Source organism: Pedobacter suwonensis (assembly GCF_044762335.1).
Lineage (GTDB): Bacteria > Bacteroidota > Bacteroidia > Sphingobacteriales > Sphingobacteriaceae > Pedobacter.
In genome coordinates, this window is record NZ_JBIWEB010000001.1 from 652,822 (window position 1) to 670,952 (window position 18,131).

Here is an 18,131-nt window from a genome sequence, read left to right on the forward strand (position 1 = left end):
GTATAAGTGTAATATCAAAATATAATCAAACTATAACCAACATATTTAATCTTTACAAATTAAGATTCCTTTAATTGTAATTCGATATACACCAAAAACATTTCAACTTTACAACTTTTAAACGTTCAACTTTTGACCTTCTTACTTCTTCAACGCCAGGATCGAAAAATCTGTATCAGCTTTCGTAATGGTATTGGTTAATGCACCCAAACCCGTTATCTCCATCTCCACCACATCACCGGGCTGCAGCCATTGCACTTTATAATTCGGATCGTTAAGTAAACCGGTACCGTTTAACTCCAGGAAACAACCTGTCCCAACTGTTCCTGAACCAATTACATCTCCGGGAAGAATATCTACACCGTAGGCACAACGCTCTATAATTTCGGCAAAAGTCCAGTCCATATCGGCGGCGTTTCCTTTTGATACCTCAATTCCGTTTACCCTGCAGGTCATTTTAAGGTCGTAAGCGTTACCCACATGTCCTTCTTTAGGCGCAACTTTATACTGCAGCAATTCATCTGGTGTTACCAGCCACGGACCAATTACGGTGGAAAAATCTTTTCCTTTTGCAGGACCTAAATTCAACAACATCTCTTCCATTTGCAAAGTACGGGCGCTCATATCGTTCATTACCATGTAACCTGCAATATATTCATCTGCTTCGGCAGCTTTAATGTTTCTACCTTTTTTACCAATAACAACGGCGAGTTCCAGTTCGAAATCCAGCTTGTCAAAATGATCTGGCATGCATTCAATTTCACCTGTTCCCTGAATAGCATTATGATTGGTAAAATAAAAGATCGGATACTCATCAAACTGAGGAATCATATCGACTTTTCTGTTTCTGCGTGCCGCAGCAACATGCTGCCTGAAAGCGTAACCGTCACGGCAACTGGTAGGATGCGGAACAGGTGCTAAAATCTCGTAAAAAATTTCTTCTTTAGCGGCTAAACTACCCTCTTTTATCTGGTCATCTATCTTTTTTGCTCTTTCCATTAACACTTCGCCACCTTGTAGGAACATATTCATATTATCCGGAAGCAATTTATCGCAGCTATTTAAGTTATAAATATGTCCCTCGATAAATATGCCCAGATGCTCCCTGTCTTCGGTTTTATAAGATACTAATTTCATATATGATTTGGTTAAATACGCGGTAAAGCTAAGCAATTAGCCCATTCAAAATAAAACTTAAGCGTGATTATTTTAATAAGGTATTGTTGTGAAGATGTAACTAAAGATAATTAAAATTTTAACTTTTAAATAAAATACTTACCTTGGTACCATTAAAACCATGATCTTAAAAGCATTACATATTAATCTGGTAAACGACGCCATTGCGGCCCGTCGCTACAGTATGCTATCCAAGCTGATCATGGCTCAGTATTCGCTGTAACTTTTATCTACCTTTCTTTTTATTTGAAACGCATTGCCGTTTTAATTGTTCAATTATTAGGATTTTTCTTTCTAACCATAACATCATTTAATTATGCCTGTTTATCATAAAATGGGGCAGATTCCAGCTAAACGTCACACGGTTTTTCGTAAGCCTGATGGGAATCTTTATGCCGAAGAACTGGTATCAACCGAGGGTTTTTCCAGTTTATATTCATTGGTTTATCATTGCCATCCGCCAACCATTGTAAAACACTTAGGCGAGCCTTATAGTGTTGAGCCAAAAATAGCGCGCGAAAAGCACTTGAAACACACCAGTTTAATCGGTTTTAACACTAAACCGGAAGATGATTTTCTACAAAGCAGAAAAGCTGTTCTGGTAAATAGTGATCTGCATATCGTTCTGGCTGCGCCAAGAAAGTCAATGACCGATTATTTTTATAAAAATAGTCAGGCCGATGAGATGATTTTCATACACGAAGGTTCCGGAAAGCTGAAAACAGGATTCGGAGAAATTAAATTCGCTTATGGCGATTATCTGATTATCCCCAGGGGCACTATTTATCAGATGGAATTTGATACGGAACAAAACAGGTTGTTCATTGTAGAAAGTTTTAGTCCGCTAAGGCCGCCAAAAAGATATTTAAATCAATATGGGCAGTTAATGGAGCATGCGCCTTATTGTGAACGCGATTTGAGACTACCAGAAAACCTGCAAACACATGATGAGTATGGTGATTTTAAAGTACTCATTAAAAAGCAGGGCTTAATATATCCTTATACGTATGGCACACATCCTTTTGATTATGTAGGCTGGGATGGTTATCATTATCCCTATGCTTTTTCTATACACGATTTTGAACCGATTACAGGCCGGTTACACCAGCCACCTCCGGTCCATCAAACTTTCGAAGGGCACAATTTTGTGGTTTGCTCTTTTGTTCCGCGTAAATACGATTACCATCCTGATTCGATTCCTGCGCCTTACAACCATAGTAATGTAGATAGTGATGAAGTGCTTTATTACGTTGATGGTGATTTTATGAGCCGCAAAAGCGTAGTTAAAGGACAGATTACGCTACACCCGGGCGGTATTCCGCATGGGCCACATCCGGGTACGGTAGAAAAATCAATCGGAAAAGAAAAAACTGATGAGCTGGCGGTAATGATCGATCCTTTTAAGCCTTTGATGCTTACTCAGGAAGCCCTGGATATTGAAGATGAAAACTACCATAAAAGCTGGCAGGAAGGATAGTCGGGAGTCTTGAGTCCTTAGCCTTCAGTCGGAAGTCTGGAAACCGAAGATAAAGTGCAGATCAAATAAGCGCTAAATCATAATCAGCCTTAATAAATATTTTAACAATAGAGATTTCCCATCCGACTTCGGACCTCTGACATCGGACTTAAAACGATATTTACACTAAATAATAACAACATACATCCGACTTCGGACCTCCGACATCGGACTTAAATAATAAACAGATGGAGACACAAACATTCGCAGAGAAAATATCAAAAGCACCTGATTTTCTGCCTATTAACGGAACAGATTATATCGAATTTTACGTGGGTAACGCCAAACAGGCCGCTCACTATTATAAAACCGCATTTGGTTTTCAAAGCTTAGCCTATGCGGGACCAGAAACCGGCGTACGCGATCGTGCATCTTATGTACTCCAACAGGGTAAAATCAGGCTGATCTTAACCACAGCACTAAAATCAGATCATCCAATATCCGAGCATGTAAAAAAGCACGGAGACGGTGTAAAAGTACTGGCGCTTTGGGTTGATGATGCTTATAGTGCTTTCGAAGAAACTACAAAACGTGGTGCCAAACCTTACATGGAGCCAAAAACCTTAACAGATGAACATGGTGAGGTGAAAATGAGCGGCATTTATACATATGGCGAAACGGTACACATGTTTATTGAGCGCAAAAATTATAATGGCACTTTTATGCCAGGTTACCGTGTATGGGAAAGCGATTATCAACCCACAGATACCGGCCTTTTATACATTGATCATTGTGTAGGAAATGTGGGTTGGAACCGCATGAACGAAGCCGTACAATGGTATGAGGATGTGATGGGCTTTGTAAATATTCTTTCTTTTGATGATAAGCAGATCAATACAGAATATTCTGCCTTGATGAGTAAAGTGATGAGCAACGGGAATGGATATTCGAAATTCCCGATCAATGAGCCGGCAGAAGGTAAAAAGAAATCGCAGATTGAAGAATACCTGGAATACTATGAAGGAGAAGGCGTTCAGCATATTGCCGTAGCTACAAAAGACATCGTTAAAACAGTTAAAGAACTAAAATCACGTGGTGTTGAATTTTTAAGTGCCCCACCAGAAGCCTATTACGACATGATGCCGCAGCGTGTAGGCAAAATTGACGAAGAAATATCTTTATTAGAGCGTCTGGGCATTTTAGTCGATTGTGATGAGGAAGGTTACCTCCTTCAGATTTTTACCAAACCGGTTGAAGACCGCCCTACCCTTTTCTTCGAGATTATTCAACGTAAAGGTGCACAAAGCTTTGGCGCAGGTAATTTTAAAGCACTATTCGAATCGTTGGAGCGCGAGCAGGAATTAAGAGGTAATTTATAGCAGTTCAATACTCAAAGGAATCCGTCCTCTCGACTGAAACGCAGTGGAATGGAGAGATCTATCCAGGCAGATCTCTCGACTACGTTGCACTCCGCTCGAGATGACGTTTTCTTCGTTTATAACACCTCCCCCAAATGTTTATAATTCGATTTTATTGTATCCAGAACTTCGCTCATTTTTCCACCGAGCATTAATTTCGCCATCGATTCGGTCATGCCTTTAACCTGTGCCCATTCTATTTTTGGCGGCATGGCCAGAGCATTAGGATTGGTCATGATATTTAACAAAACAGGACCATCTTCGTTCAGCGCATGACTAATGGCTGTTTCCACTTCTTCAGGTTTGGTAACAGTCATTCCCTTAAATCCCATCGCCTGTGCCACCAAGGCAAAATCAGGGTTGATCATATCTGTTTCATTGTCAGGCAAACCATCAACCTCCATTTCCAGTTTTACCATGCCTAAAGCCCTGTTGTTAAATACAATCAGTTTTATAGGTAGGTTATATTGTTTGATGGTAGCCAGATCCCCTAAAAGCATCGATAAGCCACCATCACCACACAGCGCAATGACCTGTTGTGCCGGATGCGCCAATGCAGCACCAATAGCCATGGGCATCGCATTCGCCATTGAGCCATGGTTAAAAGAACCCAGCATCTTGCGTTTACCCGTTCCATCTATAAAACGTGCACCCCAAACGCAGCACATCCCGGTGTCTACCGTAAAAATAGCGTCATCAGCCGCTAAACAGTTTAAGGTTTCAGCTACAAATTCGGGTTGTATTTTATTTTCCTCACCCTGATCTTTAACATAAACCTGCTGCCTTTCCTTAACTTTCTGATAAAATTCTAATTGAGATTTCAGGAAACTATCATCTTTTTTTTCGGAGATGACTGGCAATAAAGCTTTTATGGAATCACTGATGTTTCCACATAAACCCATGGTCAGTTTAGCCCTTCTACCCAATCGTTCAGGCTTTTCATCAATCTGCACAATTTTGTTCTTAACCGGCATAAAGTTTACATAGGGAAAATCTGTTCCCAATAAAAGTACTACATCAGCCTCGTGCATGGCATGGTACCCTGATGGCTGTCCTAACAGGCCTGTCATTCCCACTTCATAAGGATTATTGTATTGTATGCCCATTTTCCCTCTGAAAGAAAATCCCACCGGTGCCTTTAATTTGGCTGCTAATGCTACTACTTCATCATGTGCTTCGGCTGCACCGATACCACAATAAATCATAATTTTCTTTTCACCATTAAGCAGGTCTGATAAATCTCTCAACTCCTGATCGGATGGACGGATCATCGGTTTATTGTTGAATAGTTGCATAGAAGTAATGCTTTCAACAGCATCCAACTGTGCCACATCGCCGGGCAAACCAAAAACGGCAACGCCTTTTTTATGAATGGCATGCTGAACAGCCGTTTGAAACATTCTGGGCACCTGCCCGGCCGTGGTGGCTACCTGGTTATAGTAACTACAATCGTCAAATAATTTTATGGTATTCGTTTCCTGGAAAAAGTCCATTCCAAATTCGCCTGTTGGAATGGTTGATGCAATGGCAATAACCGGAACATGACTTCGGTGTGCATCATAAAGACCGTTAATTAAGTGTACATGCCCGGGACCACAGCTACCCGCACAACAGGCGATTCCGTCAAGTTCGGCTTCGGCGGCGGCAGCAAAAGCTCCCACTTCTTCATTGCGTACGTGGATCCACTTTATCTTGCCATTTCTTCTTACAGCGTCGTTGAAATAATTCAGACTGTCTCCGGTAACGGCGTAAACTCTTTTTACACCAACCTCAACCAGCATGTCTACCAGTTGTTCTGCAACATTTTTACCCATGAAAATACTTTTTAATGATGGATTTGATATACCTATTAAATAGTAGAAGCTGGTGGATTGTTTTAGGCTAAAAGCAAAAAGAACCAATCTGACCTTGAAAAGACTTTAGATCGATTGTAACATCTGTAACCAACAATAGCTGAATGATGTTTCTTCACTAAAACTTCATAAATGAAGTGCACCTTTGAAATAACAAAACACGAAGCGATTTCAATTTTGTTAAATTCTAAAAACTCATAATTAGTTTTTTAGTTTTCCGGTTACCCTTATCTGATACCTCATGTATTGCAAAATACATGAGGTTTTTTTGTTAAATTAGCCCAAAAACCTCCATTTCGAATGATGAAATATTTGAAGGTTTCATGACGATATTTGTAATAATAGTCGTCAAAGCTGTATCATAAATATAAAATTGTCATCCTGAGCTTGTCGAAGGATCTATTTGAGATGTCTCATGAGGCGTTTCGATAGGCTCGACCTGACAAATGCTAAGCGAATTACAATTTATGACCCGGCTTCTCCTCTAAATCACTCCGCACTTTCCTTAAGCATCTGGTACAAATCGGTTGCACCGCCGTCAAACTTGGTTCCGTTAACATAAAATGAAGGCGTTCCGTTTACGCCACTTCGTACGCCGCTATCAAAATCATCTTCTATTTTTTGTTTAATCTCTTCTGAAGCACTGTCTCGTTGAAACTGCTCCAAGTCTAAACCAATCGTTTCGGCCAGTTCGTCAAACAGCTCAACATTTAGGCGGTATTGATTTTCATAAAGTGCATCGTGCATCTCCCAAAACTTGCCTTGTAATCCAGCCGCTTCTGCAGCTACAGCAGCCGGAAACGCGAACTCGTGTGCATTTGCTAAAGGAAAGTGGCGAAAAACAAATCTGATCTGATGGCCAAAAGTCTCCTCAATTTCTTTCATAATCGGGAAGGCATTACCACAATACGGACACTGATAATCGCCAAACTCCACAATGGTAATACTAGCTGTATCATCCCCTTGAATATGATCCAGACTACTTATTTCAGGTTTTAATGTACTCATCGTTTTTATTTCTTGCTTAATTCTTCCAATGCATCCAAAATACCATCCGCACCAGGATTAACGGCTACAGGTGATAAATAGCTCCATACAATTTTACCCTCTTTATCAATCACAAACAGTGCTCTTTTACTTTCGCCAACTTCATCATCATATACGCCATAAGCTTTAGAAACCGCGCCCTTCGGTTCAAAATCAGCCAGTAACGGAAAATGAAGTTTTCTATTTTCTGCAAAGGCTAAGTGGCACCATGCACTGTCTACAGAAACTCCAAAAATCTGTGCGTCATATTTATTAAAATACTTTAACATTTCGTTATAAAGTGCCATCTGGTCGCTGCACACCGGACTCCAATCTGCAGGATAAAAAGCCAGGATAACATTTTTACCTTTAAAATCCTTGAGTTTTATTTTTTGGTCGGGTGTGGCGTTTAATTCGAAATCTGGTGCAGTATCGCCTTGTTGTAACATAGTAGGAAGCTTAAAATTTAAATCATGAATAAAACAGTACTAATGCCTTCTTGTTTTGTAACAAATATCAACCTAATTTTTGCCGTTTGATTAAATAAGACTGAAGAATCGGGTAAAAACCCTCATTCATATCGGCATCGATTAAATCGATTTTATATTGAGCACATTTTAGCGCAATCTCTTGTCGATAAGCAGAAACTGCTGTTATATAATTCTCCTTTACCTGATTGGCATGTACTTTAATCATCTCTCCGGTTTCCATATCAATAAACTGGTACGGACGGTTCTCAAAATTGAAATTGACCTCTTTTCTTTTATCAACCACGTTAAAAACCACTACTTCATGTTTGTTGAATTTCAGGTGCTGCAGGGCGTCGAAAAACTGATCGGTTTTATCTGTACTTATTTGGGTAGTGAACAGATCGCTAAAGATAATCACCAGGGAACGTTTATGGATCAGTTCTGCTACCTGGTGCAGTGCCTCACTTAAATTGGTCTTTGCGTTTACCTTTGGTTTCTGTAGCAGCTCTTCCAATTGGGTAAATAAATACTTCTGATGTACTGTGGTCGATTTTGCAGGAGAATTGAACAATATCTCATCTGCAAACAAGCTAAGCCCGAAAGCATCACGTTGTTTCTTTAACAGGTACATTAGCGATGCTGTAGCCTGTATAGAAAATATCAATTTGTTGTTTTTAGGCTCGGGAAAGTACATGGACGAGGAAACATCCATCACAAACTGACAACGCAAATTGGTTTCTTCTTCAAAACGTTTGCTGTAAAGTTTGTCGGTTTTGGCGTATAATTTCCAATCTATATTCTTAACGTTATCACCATTATTGTACTGGCGGTGTTCGGCAAACTCAACCGAGAAACCATGAAAAGGGCTTTTATGCAAGCCTGTAATAAAACCCTCTACCACTTGCTGCGCGAGCAATTCTAAATTACCATAGCTTGTTTCGTTCTCGTAGTTTACAGCCTGCATATGGTAAAGCTAATAAAAGATTTATTAAAAAATTAAAAATTAGCTAGGACTTGCGAAGTTTTAAAGGCAAAACACCAGTCAACTGTAAACCGAAAATTGCAAACTGATAACTGTAAATTGCAAACTGATTAGGGCGTTCCCCAAGCTAAGCAAGGGGCGGGCTTTTCAGGGCTGCGCTGCGCTCCGGTACCGATGAAGGATCGGTACTGAACCCTTACAATCCCTAACGCAAAACCTACCGCCTTAAAAAAACCGCAGGTTAACGAAACCTACTTTTCATTTAAAACGTCCAGAATTGGCTTAAGTTCGGCCTTTATTTCTTCATATGACAGTACCAAAGACGTATTGGGCTTTATTATGACTTTAATCACCTTATTTCCAGACAAATAATACCGGACTTCTGTAGTATTTTTAATTTTAAACCCTTTTAAAGAAATCGGCTTATCGTAAACCGTTTCTTTTTTATAGAGAAAAAATAAGTTTTTGTTTTTAAAGTAGTAATCGGCCACAGTATTTCCTGTTTCACCATAAAAAACACAATGTATTTTTTTAAGCGCACCTTTATTATAGTAGCCAGTTACCACACCACCTTCTGCCGACATGCCGAATGCATCTTTCGTTTTCTTTTTATAAAATTTCAGTTGATTATTGATTAATGTAAAATCTGATTTAATCTTCTTGATCACAGTAACACTATCTATAGTAGCGTCAACTGAATTTTTATCAGCCGAAAAAGTATTATGGCTACTGCAAATAATAGCTATCAGCAATATTAAATATCTTTTTAAGCTACTTTTCATTTTTTTTTAAATCTGATTAAAAAATTAATACGCTTAGCAGGCTTAAAATAATCAAAAATTCTTATTGCTTCAAATAATTAACAATCCAAACTTTTAAGATATAGAGTAATTAATCACTACATATATTCAATATCTGTCCATAAAAAACCGGCATCTCGCTAAGGTCGTGCTCCTGCAACAGTAGGGGTTTAAGTGGGTACCGAAGCGCTACAATCCGTGGTAAATAAACCCGATGGTAGTGGTAGCTGCCGACCTCGCGCGGGCACTACAAACGGACAGCGGGACTGAAATGCGATGAAAAAATAAACGTACATTTCCTAAAACAATAAAATCAATTTGAACAACTAACGCAAAATCTTTCTTTTTTCGACATATAACAAAAAAGACCTCACAGGTTTTGAAAACCTGTGAGGTCTGAATAACAAAAGTTAAAGTTAATTACTTCTTCGCAATCCTATACAAATGTCCGTTATCGGTTACCGAATAAAGTGCCCCATCTTTTTCTACCATATCTCTGAAACGTTCGCCTTTACCTTCCAGTAATCTCTCCTCGCCTACAATTTTATCATTTTTTATCACCAATCGGATAATGTGCGAACCACCTAAGCCGCCTACAAATAAATTTCCTTTCCACTCGGCTATGCTGTTGCTATTATAAAAAGCGATACAACCGGGCGAGATACTCGGATTCCAATAATAAACGGGCTGTTCCATCCCTTCTTTTTGCTGAATGCCATCCCCCACTTTTTTACCGCTGTATTCTGTTCCGTAAGTAATAATTGGCCATCCGTAATTTTTGCCGGGCTTAATGATGTTTACTTCATCACCACCTTTAGGCCCAAATTCTGCTTCCCATAAATCCCCGGTTTGTGGATTGATAGCCAAGCCATCCGGATTGCGAAGGCCATAAGCATAAATTTCAGGTCGGGCATCGGCTTTACCGGCAAAAGGGCCATTTGCCACAGCTTTTCCCTCTGGAGTAAGATGCAAAATTTTGCCTAACGAAGAATTTAAATATTGTGCCTGTATCCTGATGTCGTTGCCGGAACGTTCGCCTGTACTTACAAATAAATTTCCGTTTTTATCAAAAACAATTCTTGATCCGTACTGTAGTTTACCGGAATAAGCTGGTGTAGCACGGTAAATAACGGTTTGATTTTCTATCGCAGTCTCACTTGACGCCAATTTACCTTTCGCAATGGCCAATAATACGCCTTTATCCTGTGGCTCTGAATAAGCCCAGTAAATCATCCTGTTTTTAGCGAAGTTGGGATCTAAAGTTACATCCAATAAACCACCCTGACCAGACGGATCTACTTTTGGTAAACCTGTAATCTTTTTGCTCAGTTCCCCGTTGGCATTTAAAATAACCATGTTGCCCTGTTTCTGGGTAATTAAAAAACGACCATCAGGAAGTACCGAAATAGCCCAGGGATTCTCCAGTTTCTCATTGATTACCGTAATATCCAAAGGGGTTTTGGTTTTTACACCAGCAATACGGGTCTGCCCGGTAAAGGCTGGTTTATAATCTGCAGATGGCGGGTTAGTTTCAACCGGATTTTGGGCCGATACACAAGCAATATTAGCACAGTTTAAAGCTAAACCAGCTAATAAGATCGATAAAGTTTTATTATTTAATAAGTGATTAGACATGATTGTTCATTTTTTTTATTAAAGAAACAAAATTATGTTTGCATTAAAAAACCCAAATTCTTGTTATGAACCTGGGTTTTAAATATGTTACAAGCCCTTAGGCTAATCTTTTTGCTTAAGCTTAAACTAAGCAAGTTGCTTGTTTAATTTTTCTGCCAACACCGATTTTGGAACAGCACCAACTTGTTTGTCTACCACTTCACCACCTTTAAAGTATAATAAAGCAGGGATATTACGGATACCAAACTGCATTGAAATTTGTGGATTGTTATCAACGTTTACTTTTCCAACTACCGCTTTACCATCATATTCTTTAGCGATCTCTTCTACAACTGGACCAACCATGCGACAAGGGCCACACCATTCTGCCCAAAAATCTACTAATACGGGTTTATCTGATTTTAATACAAGCTCCTCGAAGTTTGCATCTGTGATTTCTAATGCCATAATTAATTTTTTTTATGTTCAAATATATGTATTCAATTGTAATGCCACCAATTCTGTAATGCCAATTTGACATTATTTTGAGGTAGAGGGTATAGAGGTAGAGGGTATAAAGGTAAAGGGTGGAAGGTTTTATGCGCTTCAACCTTTAAACCTTCCGCCTTCAACCTTAGTTCAGCTTGTAATTAACAACATTCATCCCCATTAATTGTTCTAAGAACTTGTTGTTTGGGTTAATTTTTAAATTTTTAGAAGGTAAATCGAGCATAATCTGCTTTTCACTATCAAAAACAGCAAAGTTGAGTTGGCAGTTTTGCTGCTCTGAGTTTGCCTTATTGTCTGCTAATATGGCCTCAATTTCTCTCATTAACTGATCGTTGACCCGCTCAATAGGCACCTGGATCGTTAAACTCTTTGCTAATTTATCACGCAGTTCAGACATCAGGTTAATTGCCGTGATTTTAAATTCCCAGTCGCCTGCTTTCCCGAAACGTTCGCCTACCCTTCCCCTGATCTGTAAGAAATATCCTTCGGTTAAAAATGATTTAAACTTTAAAAAATCTTCACCAAACAAAGCCATTTCGCAGGCATCGTCATAATCTTCAAAAACAAAAGTTCCGAAAGGTTTACCGGTTTTGGTAATCCGCTGCGATGCCGTTACCACCAGGCCGCCTACACAAAGCTCGCGGTTTTTTAGCTTTTCAAATTCGGCCAAAACCTCTTCACTGCTATCACCCATACGCACCTTATTGATGATACTGAGCTGACGGACACTATTGGTACAGAATTTATCGAGTTCGAGTTTATAGTTATCCAACGGGTGACCGGAAAGGAAAATCCCGATTGCATCTTTTTCATATTTCAACCGGTCCATTAAAGCCCACTCTGGCGAAACGGGTAAACTTGGCTCTAAAATCAGATCGGCCTTTGAACCTCCAAAAAGTGAAGCCTGCGAAGTGCTTTCATTGTTCTGAAAATCATTGGCATATTTAATAATCTTTTCGATACCGTTCATTTTATCATTAGGGCCGATATAAAAATACTGTGCCCGATGCCCACCAAATGCATCGAAAGCACCGCTGTATACAAAACTTTCGTACGCTTTTTTATTTACGATACGCGTATTGGAACGCTTGGCAAAATCGTACACGCTGGCATAAGGTCCGTTGGCCGTGCGTTCTTCGATGATACTCTCTACCGCTTTCTCGCCCACTCCTTTTACTGCCGACATCCCAAAACGGACTTCACCTTTGGCATTTACCGAGAATTTAAGATCAGATTCGTTTACATCAGGGCCTAATACGGTAACACTCATCTGGCGACACTCTTCCATAAAGAAAGCCACCTGCTTAATATCGCTCATGTTATTGGACAGTACTGCAGCCATATATTCGGCAGGATAATGTGCTTTCAAATAGGCCGTTTGATAAGCAATCCATGCGTAACAGGTAGAGTGCGATTTATTGAAGGCGTAAGATGCAAAGGCTTCCCAATCTTTCCAGATTTTTTCTAAAACGGTAGCATCATGGCCTTTTTCCGAAGCTTGTTTTACAAACTTAGGTTTCATCTTATCCAACACGTCTTTTTGTTTCTTACCCATTGCTTTACGCAAAACGTCGGCCTCACCTTTGGTAAAGCCAGCCAGTTTTTGCGATAAAAGCATCACCTGCTCCTGGTAAACGGTAATCCCGTAAGTTTCCTTTAAATATTCCTCACAGGCATCCAGATCGTATTTAATTTCTTCCTCTCCATTTTTACGGCGAACAAAACTGGGTATATACTCCATTGGTCCCGGGCGATACAAGGCGTTCATGGCAATCAAGTCATCAAAAACCGTTGGTTTAAGCTCTTTCATGTATTTCTGCATACCCGGACTCTCGTACTGGAAAATACCAATGGTTTCACCGCGCTGGAAAAGTTCATAGGTCATCACATCATCAATGGGGAAATTATCTGGATTGAGATCAATACCATGTCTTTTCTTAACCAGTTTCACTGTATCTTTAATCAGGGTTAAGGTTTTTAGCCCCAGGAAGTCCATTTTTAATAAACCGGCGCTTTCTACAACCGAGTTATCAAACTGGGTAACATATAAATCTGAATCTTTGGCTACCGATACGGGAACAAAATTAGTAATGTCGCTCGGGGTAATAATCACACCACAGGCATGGATACCTGTATTACGCAACGATCCCTCTAAAACCTGCGCCTGTTGGATGGTTTCGGCACTTAAATCTTTCTGGCTGCCCAGGTTTTTCAGTTCTACAACTTTCTCATATTCATCAGGACGTAAAGCATCTTTTAAGCTTTTCTCGTCGAGGTTAAATATTTTAGCCAGCTTCATATTCGGGATCAGCTTGGCAATTTTATCGGCCTCAAACAGGGGCAAATCCAATACACGTGCTGTATCGCGGATAGACGATTTGGCCGCCATGGTACCATAAGTAATAATTTGCGCTACCTGGTTGGCACCATATTTATTAATTACATAATCCATTACACGTCCACGCCCCTCATCGTCAAAGTCGATATCGATATCGGGCATGGATACACGGTCGGGATTTAAGAAACGCTCAAAAAGGAGGTCGTATTTAATCGGATCGATATTGGTAATACCCAGGCAATAAGCCACTGCTGAACCTGCAGCTGAACCCCTCCCAGGCCCTACTGATACGTCAAGATTACGTGCCTCTGCAATAAAATCCTGTACAATCAAAAAATAGCCCGGATAGCCGGTTTTTTCAATCGTGGCCAATTCAAAATCCAGACGTTCAATTACATCATCGGTTAATGTTCCGTAACGGCGTTTCGCACCTTCGTAAGTTAAATGCCTTAAAAATTTATTCTCACCACGTTTACCACCATCAACTTCATCTTCAGCCACCAAAAATTCTTCAGGAATATCAAATTTAGGTAACAGTACCTCACGGGCCAGTTTATAGGTTTCAACTTTGTTCAGAATATCCTGAATGTTTAAAATCGCTTCGGGCAGATCAGCAAAAAGTGCCTTCATTTCATCAGCCGATTTGAAATAGTACTCCTGGTTAGGTAAACCGTAGCGATAACCACGGCCACGGCCTATTGGTGTAGCCTGCTTTTCACCATCTTTTACACAAAGTAAAATATCGTGCGCATTGGCATCTTTTTTATTTACATAATAAGTATTGTTGGTTGCCACCAGTTTAACGGCATGTTTACGGGCAAAAGCAATTAATGTTTCATTAACACGGTCTTCATCTTCCTGGTTGTGGCGCATCACTTCGAGATAGAAATCGTCGCCAAACATTTCCTTCCACCAGATCAGCGCTTCTTCCGCCTGGCTTTCGCCCATGTTTAAGATCTTGCTGGAAATCTCACCGCCCAGGTTACCGGATAAAACAATGATATCTTCCTTATACTGCTCTATAATCTGTCTGTCGATACGAGGCACATAATAGAAACCCTTTGTATAGGCAATCGACGACATTTTGGCGAGGTTGTGATAGCCATTTTTGTTTTTCGCCAGCAATACCATCTGGTAGCCATTGTCTTTTGCGGTACGGTCTAAATGGTTTGCGCATACGAAAAATTCCACCCCTACTATCGGTGTCATTACCACCTCGGTAGGACGTTCACCGGCTTCTATTGCCGCAGCATTTTTGGCTTCGGCTGCTTTATTGTGATTAAGTACGTTGTTTACAAAATGGAAAGCCCCCATCATATTTGCATGATCGGTCATGGCTACAGCGGGCATTTTTTGTGCGGCAGCGGCCTTTACCAGATCAGGAATGCTGATGGTACTCTGTAATACCGAAAACTGCGTATGGTTATGCAAATGCACAAATGTTGCAGCGGCAAGTTCTTGTTTGTTATCGGCAAGTTCCTGTTTAGAAATTCCACTGCCTTCGGTTTTTTGCTGGCGTTTACGGATTTCATCAGATGCAGCCTTTAAATTAATATGCTTTAATCCTATGCCCTGAATTAAGCCTGGGTTTACTTCCCTAAAGCGGGGAAAATATTCTACATCAACAAGCAGTTCTTCTTTTTTGAATACCTCTCTTTTTATCAGTTCCAGAAAACAACGCGTGGTCGCTTCAACGTCGGCTGTAGCATTGTGGGCTTCATTAAAGGGTTCACCAAACAAATAAGAATGTAATTCTGTCAAGGTTGGCAATTTAAATTTACCGCCCCTACCTCCGGGCAATTGCAAAAGTTGTGCGGTAACTTCGGTACAGGTATCTAAAACGGGCATTTCTGCAAGGCGGTTAGCCACACCAAAGCGGTGAAACTCGCAGCCCATAATATTCACATCGAAACCGACATTTTGCCCAACAATAAATTTGGCTTTGTTTAAAACCTCATTAAACCTGGCCAACATTTCGTTGAAACCTATACCTTGTTCCGTTGCCAGTTCCGTAGAAATTCCATGGATCCGTTCTGCATCATATGGGATGTTAAAGCCTTCTGGTTTTACCAGATAATCCTGATGTTCAACCAATCTCCCCATCTCATCGTGCAGCTGCCAGGCAATCTGTATACAACGCGGCCAGTTATCTGTATCGGTAATAGGTGCATTGTAATTGCGGGGCAGCCCCGTAGTTTCAGTATCAAAAATTAAGTACATATTGTGCGGCAAAGAATTAACCGTTGTAGAATAGTAACGGTTTTTCAAAAATAAGGAATTTGAAGGGCGAAGTTGTCAGGATTTTATCAACAAAATCGTTCGACAAGCCTTACAGGCTTTCAAAACCTGTAAGGTTTAAAATAGAAAGATGATTATCATCGTTTCCTCACGAGTACATCCATATTGAAACGATGCTATCGTTTTTAAAGTCAAATTATTAAATGAAATATTTATTTTTTGGAAATGTAGGGCTCTGTTTTTCATGGAGGATTTCTGTCCCGCTTTCCGTTTTATTCCGATAAAGGATCGGAATGTTCACTGCAATCGGGTTTAATTACCAAAGATAGTAGCATAGTCGGCGCCACCTAAACCCGACAGCAGCGGCAGCGCGCGATTCTTCATCGGGCCTATAGCGAATGGCGGGACTGTATAAACCTAAACGTTTCTGCACATGCTTTCCATAACACATTAATAAATCTTAGCACTTAGAACAATGATAAGACTCTTCGCTGGTCTCAGAATGAAAAACACTTTATCGGTATGCAACCGTAAACTAAAAAACAGCCAATTGCAAACTTATCTAAAAATGCTCCTGGCTCACCAACTCACTTACTTCATATCCCTTTTGCCTGCACCTTTCAATAATATGTACCAATAAATCGGCTTCCATTTTTGGTTCACGGGCCATAATAAAGAGGTATTTTTCATCAGGATGCCCTACAACCACATAACTATAATCATCAGCTAGTTCTATAATCCAATAGCCGATTTTAAAAGGCCATAAAAACTGTGCTTTCATATCGCCATCAGCTTTCTCCTCGTCAAAAAATAGTTTTGAGGTGATCGATTTTTCTTCGGGTTTGCCGTCCTTGTGGTAAGTAGTATAGACATCAAAATAATCATCGTCTGCCAAGGTGTAAGTTTCGGTAGTCTGCTTCCAGTGTTTATCCATTAAAGTTGGGATAGAATATAAAGAATACCATTTACCCTCAAAGGCTTTATAATCGATATTTGAAATGGGTTTGTTTTCCATATTTATCAGCACAAAAATTGTAGTTTATTGTTGACTAATTAAACCACGATTAAATTATAAAGTTTTAAAAAGCATTTTTTAACCTTATATTTATTTATACCTTCGATAGGTATTTAACGAAAGCGAACCAAAAATATAGATATATGAAAGTAACCGTTGTTGGCGCAGGCGCAGTTGGTGCCACTTGTGCAGATCATATTGCCCGCAAAGAATTAGCGAACGAACTTATTCTATTAGATATTAAAGAAGGTTTTGCCGAAGGTAAGGCAATCGATATGATGCAAACCGCTACCCTTTTGGGCTTCGATACCAAAATAACGGGAGTAACTGGCGATTACAGCAAAACCGCTGATTCTGATGTGGTGGTAATTACTTCGGGTTTGCCACGTAAACCTGGGATGACCCGCGAAGAACTGATTGGCATTAATGCAGGTATTGTTAAAGGTGTTGCCGAAAATATTTTAAAATTCTCTCCTAAAGCCATCTTCATCGTAATCAGCAACCCTATGGATACGATGACCTATCTGGCCTTAAAATCTTTAGGGCTGCCGAAAAACCGTATTATTGGTATGGGTGGAACGTTAGATAGCGCTCGTTTCAAATTTTATTTATCACAGGCTTTAAATTGCAGTCCTAATGATTTACAAGGGTTTGTAATTGGTGGACATGGCGATACCACAATGATTCCATTGACCCGTTTAGCTACTTACCAAAGTTTACCAGTAAGCCATTTATTGGATAAAGCCACGCTTGATCAGGTGGCGGCAGACACTATGGTTGGCGGCGCTACTTTAACTGGTTTAATCGGAACATCAGCCTGGTATGCTCCGGGTGCGGCAGGTGCAGCATTGGTTGAAGCCATTTTACGCGATGAAAAAAAACTATTTACCTGCTGCGTTTCCCTGGAGGGAGAATACGGACAACAAGATATTTGTTTAGGTGTACCGGTAATAATCGGTCGCAATGGTTGGGAAAAAATCGTCGATTTTAAATTAACAGAAGATGAACAGGCGGCATTTAATAAAAGTGCTGATGCAGTGAGGAACATGAACAGCGTACTGGCAGAAATGAAACTGGTTTAAAACGATAAATCGTCATTGCGGGAAGGCTTTTTTGGCCGACGGCCTATCCCGACTTTTCGGGGGAGCGATCTTAAAACGATCGATACCGGCCAACGCTTGAAGATTACTTCCTCGTTCTTCCTTGGCCTATCGTCACACTGAACTTGTTTCAGG

At 40.1% G+C, this 18,131-nt stretch carries 13 protein-coding genes; 3 read left to right on the forward strand and 10 right to left on the reverse strand.

Going from position 1 to position 18,131, the window contains the following annotated elements:
* Nucleotides 1-141: 141 nt before the first annotated feature.
* A complete protein-coding gene (locus ACIQXP_RS02755) occupies nucleotides 142-1,137 on the reverse strand; it encodes a fumarylacetoacetate hydrolase family protein (RefSeq protein WP_387504113.1) in 996 nt (331 codons plus the stop codon).
* Between the two features lie 355 nt (nucleotides 1,138-1,492).
* Between ACIQXP_RS02755 and ACIQXP_RS02760 the strand changes: the two genes are divergently transcribed.
* Together ACIQXP_RS02760 and hppD are read left to right on the forward strand one after the other, a co-directional pair.
* The gene (locus ACIQXP_RS02760; protein WP_293741698.1) at nucleotides 1,493-2,653 is read left to right on the forward strand and encodes a homogentisate 1,2-dioxygenase; all 1,161 of its coding nucleotides are present in this window, start codon (nucleotides 1,493-1,495) and stop codon (nucleotides 2,651-2,653) included.
* 227 nt (nucleotides 2,654-2,880) lie between these two features.
* On the forward strand, nucleotides 2,881-4,011 hold the full coding sequence (gene hppD, locus ACIQXP_RS02765) for a 4-hydroxyphenylpyruvate dioxygenase (protein ID WP_387504112.1): 1,131 nt from the start codon (nucleotides 2,881-2,883) through the stop codon (nucleotides 4,009-4,011).
* 116 nt (nucleotides 4,012-4,127) lie between these two features.
* Here the strand turns inward: hppD and ACIQXP_RS02770 are convergent, their stop codons facing one another.
* The 9 genes from ACIQXP_RS02770 to ACIQXP_RS02810 form a co-directional block, all read right to left on the reverse strand.
* Entirely contained in the window at nucleotides 4,128-5,864 is a 1,737-nt protein-coding gene (locus tag ACIQXP_RS02770) for a thiamine pyrophosphate-dependent enzyme (RefSeq protein ID WP_387504111.1), read from the reverse strand.
* Between the two features lie 528 nt (nucleotides 5,865-6,392).
* The gene (locus ACIQXP_RS02775) at nucleotides 6,393-6,911 is read right to left on the reverse strand and encodes a DsbA family protein (protein WP_387504110.1); all 519 of its coding nucleotides are present in this window, start codon (nucleotides 6,909-6,911) and stop codon (nucleotides 6,393-6,395) included.
* A 5-nt stretch (nucleotides 6,912-6,916) separates the two neighbouring features.
* Nucleotides 6,917-7,378, reverse strand: a complete 462-nt coding sequence (locus tag ACIQXP_RS02780) for a redoxin domain-containing protein (protein WP_387504109.1) — start codon at nucleotides 7,376-7,378, stop codon at nucleotides 6,917-6,919.
* A 67-nt stretch (nucleotides 7,379-7,445) separates the two neighbouring features.
* Nucleotides 7,446-8,363: a DUF58 domain-containing protein gene (locus ACIQXP_RS02785; RefSeq protein ID WP_387504108.1), complete on the reverse strand. Its 918-nt coding sequence runs from the start codon at nucleotides 8,361-8,363 to the stop codon at nucleotides 7,446-7,448.
* Between the two features lie 269 nt (nucleotides 8,364-8,632).
* Nucleotides 8,633-9,163, reverse strand: coding sequence for a hypothetical protein (locus tag ACIQXP_RS02790; RefSeq protein WP_387504107.1), 531 nt, complete (start codon nucleotides 9,161-9,163; stop codon nucleotides 8,633-8,635).
* A 438-nt stretch (nucleotides 9,164-9,601) separates the two neighbouring features.
* Entirely contained in the window at nucleotides 9,602-10,816 is a 1,215-nt protein-coding gene (locus ACIQXP_RS02795; protein ID WP_387504106.1) for a PQQ-dependent sugar dehydrogenase, read from the reverse strand.
* A 126-nt stretch (nucleotides 10,817-10,942) separates the two neighbouring features.
* Complete coding sequence (gene trxA / locus ACIQXP_RS02800; protein WP_039482143.1) at nucleotides 10,943-11,263, reverse strand: thioredoxin; 321 nt, start codon at nucleotides 11,261-11,263, stop codon at nucleotides 10,943-10,945.
* Between the two features lie 166 nt (nucleotides 11,264-11,429).
* Nucleotides 11,430-15,863: a DNA polymerase III subunit alpha gene (gene dnaE / locus ACIQXP_RS02805; RefSeq protein ID WP_387504105.1), complete on the reverse strand. Its 4,434-nt coding sequence runs from the start codon at nucleotides 15,861-15,863 to the stop codon at nucleotides 11,430-11,432.
* A 580-nt stretch (nucleotides 15,864-16,443) separates the two neighbouring features.
* The gene (locus tag ACIQXP_RS02810) at nucleotides 16,444-16,896 is read right to left on the reverse strand and encodes a lipocalin family protein (RefSeq protein ID WP_293741707.1); all 453 of its coding nucleotides are present in this window, start codon (nucleotides 16,894-16,896) and stop codon (nucleotides 16,444-16,446) included.
* 143 nt (nucleotides 16,897-17,039) lie between these two features.
* Here ACIQXP_RS02810 and mdh point away from each other — a divergent pair, with 143 nt between their 5' ends.
* A complete protein-coding gene (gene mdh / locus ACIQXP_RS02815) occupies nucleotides 17,040-17,978 on the forward strand; it encodes a malate dehydrogenase (RefSeq protein WP_387504104.1) in 939 nt (312 codons plus the stop codon).
* Nucleotides 17,979-18,131 lie beyond the last annotated feature (153 nt).